Raw genomic sequence first — 15,363 nt, 5'->3', positions numbered from 1 at the left:
TTGATTGGTTAAGGCTCCCAGTAGACGACTGGGTTGATAGGCCGGATGTGGAAGCCCTGTAAGGGGTGGAGCTGACCGGTACTAATAGGCCGAGGGCTTGTCCTCAGTTGCTCGCGTCCACTGTGTTAGTTCTGAAGTAACGAACAGCCGTGCCGGCTGAACAGTTCCTCAATTGAAGAGTGTGCTTGTTCGCTGCCCTGTTCAGCGTCCCGGATAAACGGGATGACTTCATAGGGTTTCGGTGGTCATAGCGTGAGGGAAACGCCCGGTTACATTCCGAACCCGGAAGCTAAGCCTTACAGCGCCGATGGTACTGCAGGGGGGACCCTGTGGGAGAGTAGGACGCCGCCGAACAATTCTTAGGAGGACCCCTGGTCCCAGCGTTCACGCTGGGACCAGGGGTCCTTTTTGTATTTCGCCGAAGCGCGGCCCGCAGTCGGGTGCGCGAGAATGACTTGCGGTACCGAAGACAGGAGTCACCGATGTCGACCAACTCTCCCGACGATCGCCCCGAGCGCGAGCAGCGCCGGCGGGACGACGGTGACCGGGGAGGTCACCGCGGAGGACCGCGTCGCGACGGTGACCGTGGCGGATACCGCGGTGCACGCGACGACCGTGACCGCGGTGGCCGCGACCGTGGGTTCCGCAGGGACGGCGACCGCCCCTCGTACCGCCGTGACGACCGCCGTGACGACCGGCGTGATGACCGGCGTGACGATCGCCGGGATGGTGACCGTGGCGGTTTCCGCCGTGACGATCGGCGTGATGACCGCCGTGACGGCGACCGGGGTGGCTTCCGGCGTGATGACCGGCGCGATGCGCCCCGTGATGACCGTCGTGACGGTGACCGCGGTGGGTTCCGTCGTGATGACCGTGATCGTGGGTTCCGCAGGGACGGCGACCGCCCCTCGTACCGCCGCGACGACCGGCGTGATGACCGGCGTGACGATCGCCGGGATGGTGACCGTGGTGGCTTCCGCCGTGACGATCGGCGTGATGACCGCCGGGATGGTGACCGTGGTGGCTTCCGCCGCGACGATCGGCGTGATGACCGCCGTGACGGCGACCGGGGTGGCTTCCGGCGTGATGACCGGCGCGATGCGCCCCGTGATGACCGTCGTGACGGTGACCGCGGTGGGTTCCGTCGTGATGACCGTGATCGTGGGTTCCGCAGGGACGGCGACCGCCCCTCGTACCGCCGCGACGACCGGCGTGATGACCGGCGTGACGATCGCCGGGATGGTGACCGTGGTGGCTTCCGCCGTGACGATCGGCGTGATGACCGCCGGGATGGTGACCGGGGTGGGTTCCGGCGTGATGACCGGCGCGATGCGCCCCGTGATGACCGTCGTGACGGTGACCGGGGTGGCTTCCGGCGTGATGACGACCGTAGGGGCGGTGGCTTCCGGCGGGACGATCGGGGGCGTGCGCCGCGGCGTGAGGACAGCCGGGGTGGTAGGCCCGGTGGCGGTGGCTACCGGGGGCGCGACGACCGCAGGGACGACCGGCGCGGTGGCTTCCGCGGCCGTGACGACCGGGCCCCGCGCCGCGACGACCGCAGTGACCGCGAGCCCATCAAGCGGCTGCCGATTCCCGATGACGTAACCGGCGAGGAGATCGACAAGGACGTACGGCAGGAGCTGCAGAGCCTGCCGAAGGGGCTTGCCGAGGACGTCGCCAGGAACCTGGTGATGGTCGCCAAGCTCATCGACGAGGACCCCGAGCAGGCCTACGGGTATTCGAAGGTCGCTCTGCGGCTCGCCTCGCGCGTCGCCGCCGTCCGTGAGGCGGCGGGCTTCGCGGCGTACGCGAACCAGAAGTACTCGGAGGCGCTCGCCGAGTTCCGGGCCGCGCGGCGGATGACGGGCTCCGCGGAGCTGTGGCCCGTCATGGCGGACTGCGAGCGGGGTCTCGGGCGGCCGGAGAAGGCGCTCGACATGGCCGGTGAGCCCGAGGTGCAGCGGCTCGACAAGGCCGGGCAGGTCGAGATGCGGCTCGTCGCGGCGGGTGCGCGGCGTGACATGGGGCAGCTGGACGCCGCCATCGTGACGCTGCAGAGCCCCGAGCTGGCTTCGAACTCCGTGCAGCCGTGGACCGCGCGGCTCCGCTACGCCTATGCCGACGCGCTGATCGCGGCCGGCCGCGAGGGCGAGGCGCGTGAGTGGTTCGCCAAGACGGTCGAGGCCGACCGGGACGGCAGCACCGACGCCTCCGACCGGCTCGCCGAGCTGGACGGTGTGGACTTCGTCGACGCCTTCGACGAGGAGGCCGACGACTCCGGTGCCGAGGCCCCGGCACCGGCCCCGGCTGACGATGAGCGTGCCGACAGCGACAGCGACGGGGACCGTAGCGACGAGGTCTGATCAGCAGGCGTAAGGGCGGGACCGGATCGGTCCCGCCCTTTGTCGTATCCGGGGCCCGCGGTCGGCGCCGGTGCCGGTGTCAGTGGTCGAGGCTGCGCAGGACCAGGCCCGTCGCGGGCTTCGGGCCGAACGACGTGGACTTGCGGGGCATCGTGACGCCCTGGCGGGCCAGCTCGCGGACGACTTCCTCGCGCACCGGGTGCATCAGGACGGCCGTGCCGCCGTCGCGTTCGGCCTTGTCGACCGTGGCCTCGGTGTCGTGGATGTAGGCGATGTCCTCCGGGGCGTCCGGGATCTGCCAGATGTGGTCCAGGAGCGTGGAATGCAGGACGGCCGCGTCGAGGGTGCGCCAGGCCTCCGGCCGGTCCTTGCGGATCGTACGGTCGAGGAGGGCGGGGGACGGCCGGTCGAGCAGGTGGAAGGCTCCGTCGCCGGCCAGCAGGAAGGCGTTGGACTCGGCGGCCGCATCGGCCAGGGCTTCGAGGGCCTGGGGGAGCGGCGCGTCGATACGGCGTATGCGGAAGGTGTCGGAAACGGCCGTGAGGGCGTCGGCCACCGGCAGCCGGTGCAGGAGGCGATGGATGGAGCGGACGCGCAGCGGGTAGCGCGCCGTGTCCACCAGGAGGACCAGGCCGAAGTCCCAGGGGGAGGGCGAGGGGTGCTCGGCGCGCAGCCGCAGATACGTCGCCCAGCGGTGGTGGCCGTCGGCGATCAGGGCCTGGCGGTGCGTGAAGTCGGCGTGTACCTCGGCGAGTTGGGCCGGATCGGTGACGGACCAGAGGCGGTGGCTGTAGCCGTCCTCGGTGGTGGTGGAGAGCAGCGGAGTGCGCTCGACCGTGCGCTCGATGACGGCGGTCGCGCCGGTGGCGGTGCCCTCGCTGCGGTAGGTCAGGAGGAGCGGTTCCAGGTTGGCGGCGGTCGCGCGCATCAGGTCCGCGCGGTCCTCGACGATGTGCGGCATGACGTCCTCATGGGGCAGCACGATGCCGTCGGTCGCTTCGGAGAGTTCAAGGGCGCCGATGAGGCCGCGCTGGAGCAGATCGCCGTTGCGCTGCTCGTACACGTAGAGCGCGGGCTCGGCATCGGGGGCGAGAACGCCTTCGGCGAGCCAGCGGCGCAGGGTGTCGGCGGCCTGCCGGTGGCGGGCGGCCGGTGTCGGCGCCTGCGGCAGGATGAGCCGGACGATGTTGTGCGGGTCGGCGGACTCCAGGTGATGCAGTCCGTCGGGGCGAACCACCACGTCGTACGGCGGTGAGGTCACGGCGGCCAGGCTGCCGACGCGTTCGGGTACGTAGCGCAGTCCCCGGATGGGGTTCAGTCGCAGCCCTTTGCCGCCAGGACCTGTGGTGTTCATTGCTGCATCGTATGTGGGGTCGCGGAGTACGAGATGATCGGGGGAGAGTCGTCGATCGAGGAGCCGTACGCAATGAGCCAGACCGTCAGGACCGTTCCGGCAGGCAGTGAGCGGGCGTTGAGCGAGGCGTACGACACGGCGCTGCTCGACCTCGACGGGGTGGTGTACACGGGGGGTGCGGCGATTGAACACGCGGTGCCGTCGCTGCTCACGGCGCGCGAGGGCGGGATGCACCTCGCATATGTGACCAATAATGCGCTGCGGCCGCCGGAGACAGTGGCCGCGCACATCACCGAGCTCGGTGTGCCGACCGAGCCCGCCGATGTCATCAACTCCGCGCAGGCGGTGGCCCGTCTGATCGCCGAGCAGGTGCCCGCGGGGTCGCGGGTGCTCGTGATCGGTGGTGAGGGGTTGCGGGTCGCGCTGCGCGAGCGTGGCCTGGAGCCGGTGGAGTCGGCCGATGACGAGCCGGCGGCGGTGGTGCAGGGCTTCGGCGGGCCCGAGCTGCCCTGGGGGCGGTTCGCGGAGGCCTGCTATGCGATCGCGCGGGGCGTGCCGTGGTTCGCGTCCAATACGGACCTGACGATTCCGAGTGCGCGCGGTATCGCGCCCGGCAATGGTGCGGCGGTCGAGGTCGTACGTATCGCCACGGGCGCCGAGCCGCAGGTGGCGGGCAAGCCGCTGCCCCCGATGCACCGGGAGACGATCCTGCGGACCGGGGCGGAGCGGCCGCTGGTGGTCGGTGACCGGCTCGACACCGATATCGAGGGTGCGTTCAACGGCGAGGTGGACTCGCTGCTGGTCCTGACCGGGGTCACCGACGGGGCGCAGCTGCTCGCCGCACCGCCCGAGCACCGGCCCACGTATGTGGACGCGGATCTTCGTGGTCTGCTCACCGGGCAGCCCGGGGTGTCCGCGGACGGCGACGGGTTCCGGTGCGGCGGCTTTGTCGCGCGGGCCGGTGCCGAGGCGCTCGTACTCGACGGTGAGGGTGTGCCGATGGACGGGCTGCGGGCGCTGTGCGCGGCGGCCTGGACCGCGGCCGGTTCGGGCATGTGCGAGCTGGACGCGGGGAAGGCGCTGGCGCGGATCGGGCTGTGAGGCCGAGGCCGAGGCCGCGGCTGCGGGGCGGGGCGCGGCGCGGCGGAGCGGGGCGGGGGCTGCGGGGACGGGCGGGGTGGCCTAGGCCGCTTCGTTCGTCGCCAGGAGCTGGTCCTCCGTGGCGCCGCGGCGCCAGTAGCCGGTGAACTTCACGCGGGTGCGGTCGAAGCCGCGGTCGGTGACGAGGTGGCGGCGTACCGCCCGGACGGTGGCGGATTCGCCGGCGATCCAGGCGTAGGGCGTGCCGGGCGGTAGTTCGGCGTCGCGGATGGCGTCGGCGGTGGGGGTGCCGACCAGCCAGGTGACCTCGGCGTCGGGGAGTACGGGCAGGTCCTGACGGTCGGCCGGGCTGCGCAGTTCGAGCCAGGCGCGCACGGGGGTGCCCGGCGGTACGGACTCGAGGATCTTGGCGATGGCGGGCAGCGCGGACTCGTCGCCGGTGAGCAGCAGCCAGTCGGTGTCCTGCGGCGGGCGGTAGTCGTAGGCGCTGTTCTCGCTCTCCACCGGGGCGAGGACACCGACGCGGTCGCCGGGTGCCGCGTCCAGGGCCCAGCGGGACGCGGGGGCTTCGCCGCCGTGCAGGGCGAAGTCGACGGTCAGCTCGCCGCTTTCGAGCTCGCGGACGGTGTAGGTGCGCATGATGCCGCGGACCGCGGGGTCGAGGGCGCGCCAGGCGGTGTACCAGTCGGGGCCCTGTGTGGGCGGCATGACGGGGGCGCCCTGTCCGGGGTGCGGCAGAAACAGCTTGATGCGCTGGTCGCGGCCCGCCGTCGCCATGCCGTGCAGGCCCCTGCCGCCGGCGCCGGTGAAGGTGATGCGGGCCATCGACGGGGTGAGGCGCTGGACGCGGCCGACCTGGGCGTCGAAGAACTGGAAGGGGGCGGCGGCTTCGGTCGCCGTGGCGGTCGTGGCGGTCGTGGCGGTCGTGGTGGTCCTCGTGGTGCCGGTCGTGGTGCCCGTCGTGGCGGCTGCGGCCGTGGCTCGCGTGGGCGTGGGCTTCGCCTTGTCGGTCATGAGGCGACCTTCTTTGCGTTTAGGAGTGCGGTGCTGTGCGGTGCTGTGCGGTGGTGAGCGCCTCGACGAGAGGGGGCGTGACCGGCGTGGTCGAACTGGGCCTCGTGGACCACGGGACGCCCTGGCTCGGCGCGTGGACCGGAGCCCGGTGGGGGGTATTCTCGATGGGAGGGTAGGCTAACCTAACTGCGTGTTGGTCGACAGTCCCTCTCCCGCCGCAGAGCGCGCCAAGGCGCCACCGCCCGAACCCGCTACCGCGCGCGGGCGCACCGTGACACGTGCCGCCGGGCTTCTCATAGCCGTCGGCGTCCTGGCGCTCGTCGTGGTCGCCAGCATCGCGGTGGGCGCCAAGCAGATACCCGTCGGTGACGTCTGGCACGGACTGTTCGACAACACCGGGACGGACAACGACGTCGTCATCAGCGATCTGCGGCTTCCCCGCACCCTGCTCGGTCTCCTGGCCGGCTCCGCGCTCGGTGTCGCCGGTGCCGTACTGCAGGCGCTGACCCGCAATCCGCTCGCCGACCCCGGACTGCTCGGCATCAACGCGGGCGCCTCGGCCGCCGTCGTCTCCGCCATCAGTTTCCTCGGGGTCACCTCGCTGACCGGCTATGTGTGGTTCGCCTTCCTGGGCGCCGCGGCCGTTTCCGTGCTCGTCTACGCCCTGGGCGGCGTCCGCAGCGCCACGCCTGTGCGGCTCGCGCTCGCCGGCACCGCCGTCACCGCCGCGCTGACCGGCTACGTCAACGCCGTGATGCTGATGGACAACGCGGCCCTCGGCAAGGTGCGCTTCTGGACGGCCGGATCGCTCGCCTCGGCGTCGATGCCGACGATCCAGCAGGTCCTGCCGTTCATCGCCGTCGGGCTGCTGCTCGCGCTCGGTCTCGGCCGGCCGCTGAACGCCATGGCGATGGGCGACGACACGGCCCGTGCACTCGGGGCCCGGGTGAACCGCACCCGGGTCCTGGCCATGACCGCCGCCACCCTGCTGTGCGGGGCTGCCACCGCGGCCTGCGGGCCGATCGTCTTCGTGGGCCTGATGGTGCCGCACATGGTCCGCGCGTTCACCGGGCCCGACCAGCGCTGGATCCTGCCGTACGCGGCCGTCCTCTCGCCGGTGCTGCTGCTCGGCGCCGATGTGGTCGGCCGCGTCGTCGCCCGCCCCGCGGAGCTGCAGGTCGGCATCGTCACCGCGCTGATCGGCGGCCCGCTCTTCATCTACCTCGTACGACGCCGGAGGATGGCTCAGCTGTGAAGGCCCTACGTACCGGTGGCGGCAGTGGCCTCTCCGTGCGGCTCGACCCGCGCGCCCTGACCGTCAGTGTGCTGCTGTTCGCCGCGGCCGTCGTCGCGAGCGTGGTCCTCATCGGGACGGGCGACTTCGAGATCCCTGCCACCGACGTGATCAGCACGCTGCTCGGCAACGGCACGACCGCGCACGAGTTCATCATCAACGACCTGCGGCTGCCCCGTGTCCTGGTCGGCCTGCTCGTCGGCGGCGCACTCGGCCTGGCCGGGACGATCTTCCAGTCCATCTCCCGCAATCCGCTGGGCAGTCCCGACATCATCGGCTTCGGGCAGGGCTCGACGGTGGGCGCGCTCGTCGTCATCGTGCTCTTCCAGGGCAGCGCCGTGGCGGTCGCTGCGGGCTCGCTCGCCGGCGGCCTCGTCACCGGCGTCCTGATCTATCTGCTCGCCTGGAAGCGCGGCGTGCACGGCTACCGGCTCGTCCTCGTCGGCATCGGCGCCGCCGCCATCCTCACCGCGCTCAACGCCTATCTGCTCACCAAGGCCGACCTCGTGGACGCGACCCGCGCCTACGTGTGGATGGCGGGCTCCCTGAACGGCCGGGACTGGGAGCAGGTGTGGCCGCTGCTCGGCCTGTGCGCCGTCCTCGTACCGCTGGCGCTTGCGTACGGACGTCCGCTGCGGATGCTGGAAATGGGCGACGACGTGTCCTACGCGTTGGGCGTACGGCCCGAACGCACCCGGATCGTCCTGATGCTGGCGGCCGTGCTGCTCACCGCGGGCGCCATCGCCGCCGCCGGGCCCGTCTCCTTCGTCGCGCTGACCGCGCCGCAGCTCGCCCGGCGGCTGACCCGCTCGCCCGGGCCCAACCTGGTGCCGTCGCTCCTGATGGGCGGGACGCTGCTGATCGCCGCCGACCTGGCCGCGCAGCGGGCGTTCGGCGCGGACAAGCTGCCCGTCGGTGTCCTGACCGGAGTGCTCGGCGGGGTGTACCTGCTGTGGCTGCTCGTCAGCGAGCGGAAGGCGGGACGGATTTGAGCAGGCGGAAGACGGCCGCGCCCGCCGAGCCCTTGGCGAAACGGCCGGCACCACAGGCAGTACGAGCCCCACAGTCACCTAGGAGCACCGCAGTGAACCGGCTCATCGCCGACGACGTCACCCTTGGCTACGACCAGCGGATCATCGCGGAGCGGCTCTCGGTCGAGATCCCCGACAACTCCTTCACGGTGATCGTCGGCCCCAACGCCTGCGGCAAGTCCACGCTCCTGCGGGCCCTTTCACGCATGCTGAAGCCCTCGCACGGGCGGGTGCTGCTCGACGGGCAGACCATTCACTCGATGCCCGCGAAGAAGGTCGCGCGGACCCTCGGCCTGCTGCCGCAGTCGTCGATCGCGCCCGACGGGATCACGGTCGGCGATCTGGTGGCCCGTGGCCGCTACCCCCACCAGGGCCTGCTGCGGCAGTGGTCACCCGAGGACGAGCGCGTGGTCCAGGAGTCCATGGCCTCGACCGGGGTGGCCGAGCTGGCCGACCGCTATGTCGACGAACTGTCCGGCGGACAGCGGCAGCGGGTGTGGATCGCGATGGCGCTCGCCCAGCAGACGCCGCTGCTGCTCCTTGACGAGCCGACGACGTTTCTCGACATCCAGCACCAGATAGACGTGCTCGACCTGTGCGCCGAACTCCACGAGGAGCAGGGGCGCACGCTGGTCGCCGTCCTGCACGACCTGAACCACGCGGCGCGCTACGCGACCCATCTGATCGCGCTGCGCGACGGCTCGGTGATCGCCGAGGGCTCCCCGTCCGAGATCGTCACGGCCGAGCTCGTGGAGGAGGTCTTCGGCCTGCCGTGCCAGATCATCGACGACCCGGAGACGGGAACTCCGCTGGTGGTGCCGGCCGGGCGGAAGGCACGGGCGGGCAAGAAGGCGGCCGCGGCCGGACCGCTGGAGCGGTGAGCGGTGAGCGGTGACCGGGGCGTGCGCTGTGGGCCCCGGCTGTTGACGCGGTGAGGGGCCTGGCCGTCATAGCGGTGAGGGCTCCGGTCGTCGCAGCCGTCGAAGCGGTGAGGGCCCGGTCGCCGCAGCCGTCCAGGCGGCGCGAGCCCCGGCCGTCAGAGCAGTGACCTGAGGCGCAGCAGGTCGCGGAAGCCGGCTTCCAGCTTCACCCGGCCCGAGGCCCAGGCCTTCGCGAAGTTCAGTTCGCCGTCGACCATCGCCACCAGGTCGTCGCCCGTCATGGTGAGCCGGATCTGGGCCTTCTCGCGCGGCGGGCCGTCGTACACCTCGGCCACCTCGATCCGGCCGTCCTGGAGGCGGCCGCCGAAGGTGATGTCGAGATCGGTGATACGGCAGCTCATCGAGCGGTCGAGCGCGGCTGCGCTGCGGACGTCACCGCCGGCACCGGCAAGGTTGTCCGAGAGCTTGTCGAGTGCGGCGCGGCACTCCTCCAAAGTCGCCATCGTGATCGACGGTACCCCAGCCCTTCGCGGTAGCGTCGGGGCATGAGCGACACGATGCCGGGTGCCGACGAGCAGCCGCCGGGCCCCCCGCCGGGCACCCCCGAGCCCCACGAAGGCCCGGAGGAACCGGCGTACGACCCCGCCGAACCCCGCTCCCTCGGCGTGGCCCGCAGCGCCACCGGCAACACCGAGGTGGACGCCCAGCTGTCCCGCCTCGCCGATGTGGACCACCTCGCCACGGACGGACACATCGAGGTGTACGAGGATGTACACCGGGGGCTGCGCGACGCGCTGACCGCGCTCGACGCACGCCCGGGCCCACCGGCCCCCGCCCCTTCGGGCCCGTACGACAACAGGAGCTGAACCGAACGTGGCAGGAGTGGCACGCCGCCGCCTCGATGCCGAGCTGGTCCGCCGCAAACTCGCGCGCTCACGGGAGCACGCGAGCCAGCTGATCGCCGCCGGACGCGTCACCGTCGACCGCAACACCGCGACCAAGCCCGCGACACAGGTCGCCACCGGCGCCGCGATCGTGGTCACCGAGGACGACAGCGACCCCGACTACGTCTCGCGCGGCGGGCACAAACTGGCCGGTGCCTTCGCGGCCTTCGTCCCGCAGGGGCTGCGGGTCGAAGGCCGGCGGGCCCTGGACGCGGGTGCCTCCACCGGGGGCTTCACCGATGTGCTGCTGCGCGCAGGCGCGGCGCATGTCGTCGCCGTGGACGTGGGCTACGGCCAGCTCGCCTGGTCGCTGCAGAGCGACGACCGGGTCACCGTCAAGGACCGTACGAACGTACGGGAGTTGACGCTCGAGGCCATCGACGGCAAGCCCGTCGACCTGGTCGTCGGCGACCTCTCCTTCATCCCGCTCGGCCTGGTCCTGCCCGCCCTGGTGCGCTGTGCCGGGCCCGGCGCCGACCTGGTTCTGATGGTCAAGCCGCAGTTCGAGGTCGGCAAGGAACGGCTCGGCAGCGGCGGTGTCGTCCGCAGCACCGAACTGCGCGCCGAGGCCGTCAGGAACGTGGCCGCGCAGGCCTCGAAGCTGGGCTTCGGCGCCCTCGGCGTCACCGCGAGTCCGCTGCCCGGGCCGTCCGGGAACGTCGAGTACTTTCTGTGGCTCAGAGCCGGTGCTCCCGAACTGGACCCGGCGGATGTCGACCGTGCAGTGGCGGAGGGACCCCGTTGACGACCAACCCGACGGATGCGCAGGCGGTTCACCCGGGCGGCACTGCGGAGCGCACGGTCTTCCTGCTCGCCCACACCGGCCGCCCCGCTGCCATCCGCAGCGCCGAACTCGTCGTCCAGGGGCTCCTGAAGAGCGGGATCGGGGTGCGGGTCCTCGAGGCCGAGGCCTGTGACCTGCCGCTGCCGTCCACGGTCGAGCAGGTCCAGGAAGCCACACCGGACGTACTCGACGGCTGTGAACTGATCGTCGTCCTCGGCGGGGACGGGACCCTGCTGCGCGGCGCCGAGTTCGCCCGTGCCTCCGGGGTACCGATGCTCGGCGTCAATCTGGGCCGCGTGGGCTTCCTCGCGGAGGCCGAGCGGGACGACCTCGACAAGGTGGTCGACCGGGTCGTCACGCGCGCGTACGAGGTCGAGGAGCGTATGACCCTCGATGTGCTCGTACGCAACAACGGCACCGTCGTGCACTCCGACTGGGCCCTCAACGAGGCCGCCGTCCAGAAGGTGTCGCCCGAGCGGATGCTGGAGGTCGTCCTGGAGATTGACGGCAGACCCGTCTCCGGCTTCGGCTGCGACGGCATCGTCTGCGCGACTCCGACCGGCTCCACGGCGTACGCCTTCTCGGCGGGCGGTCCCGTGGTGTGGCCGGAGGTCGAGGCGCTCCTGATGGTGCCGATCAGTGCCCATGCCCTGTTCGCCAAGCCGCTGGTGACCTCGCCCGACTCGGTGCTCGCCGTGGAGGTGCAGCCGCACACCCCGCACGGAGTGCTGTGGTGCGACGGACGGCGGACCGTCGAACTGCCCGCAGGTGCGCGGGTGGAGGTGCGCCGCGGCGCCGTTCCCGTACGGCTCGCGCGGCTCCACCACGCGTCCTTCACCGACCGTCTCGTCGCCAAGTTCGCCCTGCCGGTGTCGGGGTGGCGGGGGGCGCCGGACTGACGGGGCGCGTCGCCTTCACCACGGATACTGACTGGTCACGTCGCCTTCACCACGGATATCGCCTGCCGCCGCAGCACCGCCCGCACCGGCACCCAGGTGGCCGCGAGGGCGAGCAGGGCCGTCGACCCGATGATCCCGGCGAGCACCGGCCACGGTACGTACGGCACAGCCGAGCCGAAGGCCGCCGACAGCAGGGGCGCCAGGGTGCCGAGGGCGATGGCACCGCCGAGCAGCAGCGCGGTCAGCGCGACGACCGCCGCCTCCCAGAAGGCCATGGCGCCCACCTGGCGGGGGAGCGAGCCGACGACGCGCAGCAGGGCGATGTCGCGGCGGCGCTCGAAGGAGATCATGGCCAGGGTGTTCGCCGCGGCGATGGCGGCGAAGCCCGCGTACAGACCCGTGCCCACATAGTCGAGCCAGACCTCGCCCGTGCTGCCCGGAGAGCCGGTGCGGTGCTCGGCCGTCGTATGCATGGCGATCTTGGTGAGGCCGAAGCCGACGACCAGGATGAGCGGGACCAGGGCGGCCGAGAAGCGCCTCGGCTGTGAGCGCACATTGAGCATCGCGAGCCGCGCGCCGCTGCCGAACCTGCCCACGACCGCGGAGACGAGCCAGGCCGCGGGGCCGATGATCCGCGGACCGAGCAGCCCGGCCCCGACACAGAAGAGGATCAGCACGAGGAACGCGCCCTGACTCGCCTGGTCCGCGGGCTGCCCCGACAGCAGCACGGAAAGGACGCAGCCGCCCGCCACCGCGATGAGTCCGAGCGGAGCACGCAGCGCGCCGAGCTTGCGCCGTCCCGCCGCGGCTTCGTCGAGCGCACGGGCCGGGCGCAGCAGCGAGAAGCGCAGGGACGCGAGCAGCGCGGCCAGGGCCGAGGTCACCACGGCCACCGCGAGGCACACCGGCAGCGCGACCCAGCTGAAGCGGAACGGCACCCCGGCCGGGACCAGGCCGTGCGTCACCATCCCGTCGAACCAGATCCTCGCCAGGAAGCCGCCGAGCACGCAGCCCACCAGGGCGGCCGGTACGGAGGCCATGAGTGCCTGTGCCACCACCGCCCGGCGGACCTGCCGTGGCCGCGCCCCTATGGCCCGTACGAGAGCCAGCTCGCGGTGCTGCTGGACGACGGCCGTGCCCATCGTGGACGCGACGACGAATATCGACAGATAGACCGAGCCGATGAGCAGGACGGCCGCCATATCGCCCACGCCGTTCGCGGTGAGCTGTCGCCGGGCGGCCGGTGAGACGCCCTTCGCGCTCGTCGCGACGAGCATCGTGGTGCCCGCGCTCACCACCGCCGCCGCGAACAGCGCGGCCACCGCTGTGCCGATGAACGCGGGACGGTGGGCGCGCAGCGCCGCGTGTGCCAGTCCGGAACCCATGCGTCCAGCGTGGGTGCCGTGACGGGTGCGAGGCCATGAGGCGGGCCGCACAGTCGCACGGGGGCGGACCGCAGCGCCGGACTGAGGTTTTCCCCACCCCGGCCGGGGCAGGTGAGCGGCGTGGTCAACGCGGGGCCACGGGAAGAGTGACGGCGACAGCTCACATATGCCGTGACGACCTGTGTTTTCGCCGCTGAAGCCGGGGTGACGTCGCGCCGTGTGGGGGAAACCTCGTATGGTCAGGTCCGTGTTGGAGGAGATGCGGATACGGTCGCTCGGAGTCATCGACGACGCGGTCGTGGAGCTGTCACCCGGCTTCACCGCCGTGACCGGTGAGACCGGCGCGGGCAAGACGATGGTGGTCACCAGCCTGGGCCTGCTGCTCGGTGGACGTGCCGACCCCGCCCTTGTGCGGATCGGCGCCAAGTCGGCGGTGGTGGAGGGCCGGATCGCCGTACCCGCGGGTGCCACGGCGATGGTGCGCGCGGAGGAGGCCGGGGCCGAACTCGACGACGGAGCGCTGCTGGTCAGCCGTACCGTCTCCGCGGAAGGACGCTCGCGGGCACACCTGGGCGGCCGGTCGGTGCCGGTCGGGCTGCTCGCGGAACTCGCCGACGACCTCGTCGCCGTCCACGGCCAGACCGACCAGCAGGGCCTGCTCAAGCCCGCGCGGCAGCGGCAGGCGCTCGACCGGTACGCGGGGGACGCGGTGGCCGTGCCGCTCGCCAAGTACGCGGCGGCCTACCGTCGGCTGCGCGCCGTCGCGGCCGAACTCGACGAACTGACCACACGCGCGCGTGAACGGGCCCAGGAGGCGGATCTGCTGCGCTTCGGCCTCGACGAGATCGCGGCCGTCGAACCCCGCGCGGGCGAGGACACCGAACTCGCCGCCGAGGCCGAGCGCTTGGGTCACGCCGAAGCCCTGGCCTCCGCGGCCTCCGCCGCACACGCGGCGCTCGCCGGCAACCCCGAGGACCCCGAGGGCGTCGACGCCGGCATGCTGGCCGGCGGTGCGCAGCGGGCCCTCGACGCCGTGCGCTCCCACGATCCGGCCCTGGCCGCGCTGGCCGAGCGGCTCGGTGAGATCGGCATCCTCCTCTCGGACGTGGCGGGGGAGTTGGCGGGGTACGCCGACGACCTGGACGCCGACCCGCTGCGGCTCGCGGCCGTGGAGGAGCGCCGCGCGGCGCTCACGCAGCTGACCCGCAAGTACGGCGAGGACATCAACTCGGTGCTCGCCTGGGCCGAGCAGAGCGCCGCCCGTCTCACCGAACTCGACGGGGACGACGACCGGATCGACGAGCTGACGGCCGAACGTGACGCGCTCAGCGGCGAACTCGCGGGGCTCGCGCAGGCGTTGACGGAGGCGCGTACCGAGGCCGCCGACCGCTTCGCCGCCGCCGTCACGGCCGAGCTGGCCTCGCTCGCCATGCCGCACGCGCGCGTGAGCATCGACATCCGCCAGACCGACGTACCGGAAGGCACGGACGGCGTCGAGATCGACGGGCGCACCGTGGCCTACACCGCCACCGGAGTCGACGAGGTCGAGCTGCTCCTCGCCCCGCACCCCGGCGCCCCGCCCCGGCCCATCGCCAAGGGCGCGTCGGGCGGTGAGCTGTCCCGCGTGATGCTCGCCGTGGAGGTGGTCTTCGCGGGCTCCGACCCCGTGCCGACCTATCTCTTCGACGAGGTCGACGCGGGCGTCGGCGGCAAGGCGGCCGTCGAGGTGGGCCGGCGCCTGGCCAGGCTCGCCCGGTCCGCGCAGGTCGTCGTGGTCACCCACCTCCCGCAGGTCGCGGCCTTCGCCGACCGGCAGCTGCTGGTGGAGAAGACCAACGACGGCTCGGTCACCCGCTCGGGAGTGAAGGCCCTGGAGGGCGAGGACCGCATCCGCGAACTGTCCCGGATGCTCGCGGGCCAGGAGGACTCGGAAACGGCCCGCGCCCACGCGGAGGAACTACTGGAAGCGGCCCGCGCGGACGCGTGAGCTTGTCGGCGGGGGCGGATGGACACGTGAGCCCCTGGCGGGGGACGCGTGGACCCCGGCGGGGGCGGTGACGGGACGCGTGGGCCCTGGCGGGCGGTGACGGGACGCGTGGGCCCTGGCGGGCGGTGACGGGACGCGTGGGCCCTGGCGGGGGGTGACGGGACGCGTGGCCCTGGCGGGGGCGGTGACCGGGCGTGTGAACCTCTGGCGGGGTGTGAGTTGCTGTTGGCTGGTGGGGCGGCGGGTCTGTGGCGGCAGCTGACCTCGGGTGCGGGAGCCGCGTCGCGGCTCGTGACTTTCGCCCGCATCTGCTGTCGCCGCCCGCG

At 72.2% G+C, this 15,363-nt stretch carries 14 protein-coding genes and 1 rRNA gene; 11 read left to right on the top strand and 4 right to left on the bottom strand.

Going from position 1 to position 15,363, the window contains the following annotated elements:
* Positions 1 to 237 precede the first annotated feature (237 nt).
* The 3 genes from rrf to ACFQVC_RS22605 all read left to right on the top strand — a co-directional run bounded on the left by rrf (position 238) and on the right by ACFQVC_RS22605 (position 2,363).
* Positions 238 to 354: ribosomal RNA gene (rrf, locus tag ACFQVC_RS22615) — 5S ribosomal RNA — on the top strand.
* A gap of 321 nt (positions 355 to 675) precedes the next feature.
* Positions 676 to 1,605, top strand: a complete 930-nt coding sequence (locus ACFQVC_RS22610; RefSeq protein WP_381833122.1) for a hypothetical protein — start codon at positions 676 to 678, stop codon at positions 1,603 to 1,605.
* Positions 1,584 to 2,363 carry a tetratricopeptide repeat protein gene (locus ACFQVC_RS22605; RefSeq protein WP_381833185.1) on the top strand — a complete coding sequence of 260 codons (780 nt, stop codon included), beginning with the start codon at positions 1,584 to 1,586 and terminating at the stop codon, positions 2,361 to 2,363. The genes ACFQVC_RS22610 and ACFQVC_RS22605 overlap by 22 nt, the downstream gene beginning before the upstream one ends.
* A 79-nt stretch (positions 2,364 to 2,442) precedes the next feature.
* Here ACFQVC_RS22605 and ACFQVC_RS22600 read toward each other — a convergent pair whose 3' ends face one another.
* Positions 2,443 to 3,717 carry a DUF1015 family protein gene (locus ACFQVC_RS22600; RefSeq protein WP_381833119.1) on the bottom strand — a complete coding sequence of 425 codons (1,275 nt, stop codon included), beginning with the start codon at positions 3,715 to 3,717 and terminating at the stop codon, positions 2,443 to 2,445.
* A gap of 72 nt (positions 3,718 to 3,789) precedes the next feature.
* Here ACFQVC_RS22600 and ACFQVC_RS22595 point away from each other — a divergent pair, with 72 nt between their 5' ends.
* Positions 3,790 to 4,818, top strand: a complete 1,029-nt coding sequence (locus tag ACFQVC_RS22595; protein WP_381833116.1) for an HAD hydrolase-like protein — start codon at positions 3,790 to 3,792, stop codon at positions 4,816 to 4,818.
* A gap of 81 nt (positions 4,819 to 4,899) precedes the next feature.
* On the opposite strand, the gene ACFQVC_RS22590 is transcribed toward ACFQVC_RS22595, so the two are convergent.
* Positions 4,900 to 5,832 carry a siderophore-interacting protein gene (locus ACFQVC_RS22590; RefSeq protein WP_381833113.1) on the bottom strand — a complete coding sequence of 311 codons (933 nt, stop codon included), beginning with the start codon at positions 5,830 to 5,832 and terminating at the stop codon, positions 4,900 to 4,902.
* Positions 5,833 to 6,025: 193 nt separating this feature from the next.
* On the opposite strand from ACFQVC_RS22590, the gene ACFQVC_RS22585 reads away from it, so the two are divergent.
* The 3 genes from ACFQVC_RS22585 (at position 6,026) to ACFQVC_RS22575 (ending at position 9,038) form a co-directional block, all read left to right on the top strand.
* The gene (locus ACFQVC_RS22585; protein ID WP_381833182.1) at positions 6,026 to 7,087 is read left to right on the top strand and encodes a FecCD family ABC transporter permease; all 1,062 of its coding nucleotides are present in this window, start codon (positions 6,026 to 6,028) and stop codon (positions 7,085 to 7,087) included.
* The gene (locus tag ACFQVC_RS22580) at positions 7,084 to 8,118 is read left to right on the top strand and encodes a FecCD family ABC transporter permease (RefSeq protein WP_381833110.1); all 1,035 of its coding nucleotides are present in this window, start codon (positions 7,084 to 7,086) and stop codon (positions 8,116 to 8,118) included. The genes ACFQVC_RS22585 and ACFQVC_RS22580 overlap by 4 nt, the downstream gene beginning before the upstream one ends.
* A 92-nt stretch (positions 8,119 to 8,210) precedes the next feature.
* A complete protein-coding gene (locus tag ACFQVC_RS22575; protein WP_381833107.1) occupies positions 8,211 to 9,038 on the top strand; it encodes an ABC transporter ATP-binding protein in 828 nt (275 codons plus the stop codon).
* Between the two features lie 155 nt (positions 9,039 to 9,193).
* Here the strand turns inward: ACFQVC_RS22575 and ACFQVC_RS22570 are convergent, their stop codons facing one another.
* A complete protein-coding gene (locus ACFQVC_RS22570) occupies positions 9,194 to 9,541 on the bottom strand; it encodes an SCP2 sterol-binding domain-containing protein (RefSeq protein ID WP_381833104.1) in 348 nt (115 codons plus the stop codon).
* 42 nt (positions 9,542 to 9,583) lie between these two features.
* Between ACFQVC_RS22570 and ACFQVC_RS22565 the strand changes: the two genes are divergently transcribed.
* Genes ACFQVC_RS22565 through ACFQVC_RS22555 form a run of 3 tightly spaced genes read left to right on the top strand, consistent with a single transcriptional unit; the run spans position 9,584 to position 11,665 of the window.
* On the top strand, positions 9,584 to 9,904 hold the full coding sequence (locus tag ACFQVC_RS22565; protein WP_381833101.1) for a hypothetical protein: 321 nt from the start codon (positions 9,584 to 9,586) through the stop codon (positions 9,902 to 9,904).
* A gap of 7 nt (positions 9,905 to 9,911) precedes the next feature.
* Complete coding sequence (locus ACFQVC_RS22560) at positions 9,912 to 10,727, top strand: TlyA family RNA methyltransferase (RefSeq protein WP_381833098.1); 816 nt, start codon at positions 9,912 to 9,914, stop codon at positions 10,725 to 10,727.
* Entirely contained in the window at positions 10,724 to 11,665 is a 942-nt protein-coding gene (locus tag ACFQVC_RS22555; RefSeq protein ID WP_381833095.1) for an NAD kinase, read from the top strand. Before ACFQVC_RS22560 ends, ACFQVC_RS22555 begins: the two co-directional genes overlap by 4 nt.
* A gap of 35 nt (positions 11,666 to 11,700) precedes the next feature.
* Here ACFQVC_RS22555 and ACFQVC_RS22550 read toward each other — a convergent pair whose 3' ends face one another.
* Complete coding sequence (locus ACFQVC_RS22550) at positions 11,701 to 13,050, bottom strand: FtsX-like permease family protein (protein ID WP_381833092.1); 1,350 nt, start codon at positions 13,048 to 13,050, stop codon at positions 11,701 to 11,703.
* A gap of 235 nt (positions 13,051 to 13,285) precedes the next feature.
* On the opposite strand from ACFQVC_RS22550, the gene recN reads away from it, so the two are divergent.
* Positions 13,286 to 15,037, top strand: a complete 1,752-nt coding sequence (gene recN, locus ACFQVC_RS22545) for a DNA repair protein RecN (protein ID WP_381833089.1) — start codon at positions 13,286 to 13,288, stop codon at positions 15,035 to 15,037.
* The last annotated feature ends 326 nt before the right edge of the window (positions 15,038 to 15,363 follow it).

This window comes from Streptomyces monticola (assembly GCF_042665355.1).
GTDB lineage: Bacteria > Actinomycetota > Actinomycetes > Streptomycetales > Streptomycetaceae > Streptomyces > Streptomyces monticola.
Note: the sequence above shows the minus strand (reverse complement) of the source record. Positions and strands in the feature narration are given on the sequence as shown.

What these genes read in the sequence shown, in the direction of transcription:
- ACFQVC_RS22600 (WP_381833119.1), bottom strand. Translation starts at nt 3,717, where the DNA reads ATGAACACCACAGGTCCTGGCGGCAAAGGGCTGCGACTGAACCCCATC.
- ACFQVC_RS22595 (WP_381833116.1), top strand. Translation starts at nt 3,790, where the DNA reads ATGAGCCAGACCGTCAGGACCGTTCCGGCAGGCAGTGAGCGGGCGTTG.
- ACFQVC_RS22590 (WP_381833113.1), bottom strand. Translation starts at nt 5,832, where the DNA reads ATGACCGACAAGGCGAAGCCCACGCCCACGCGAGCCACGGCCGCAGCC.
- ACFQVC_RS22570 (WP_381833104.1), bottom strand. Translation starts at nt 9,541, where the DNA reads ATGGCGACTTTGGAGGAGTGCCGCGCCGCACTCGACAAGCTCTCGGAC.
- ACFQVC_RS22565 (WP_381833101.1), top strand. Translation starts at nt 9,584, where the DNA reads ATGAGCGACACGATGCCGGGTGCCGACGAGCAGCCGCCGGGCCCCCCG.
- ACFQVC_RS22550 (WP_381833092.1), bottom strand. Translation starts at nt 13,050, where the DNA reads ATGGGTTCCGGACTGGCACACGCGGCGCTGCGCGCCCACCGTCCCGCG.
- recN (WP_381833089.1), top strand. Translation starts at nt 13,286, where the DNA reads ATGGTCAGGTCCGTGTTGGAGGAGATGCGGATACGGTCGCTCGGAGTC.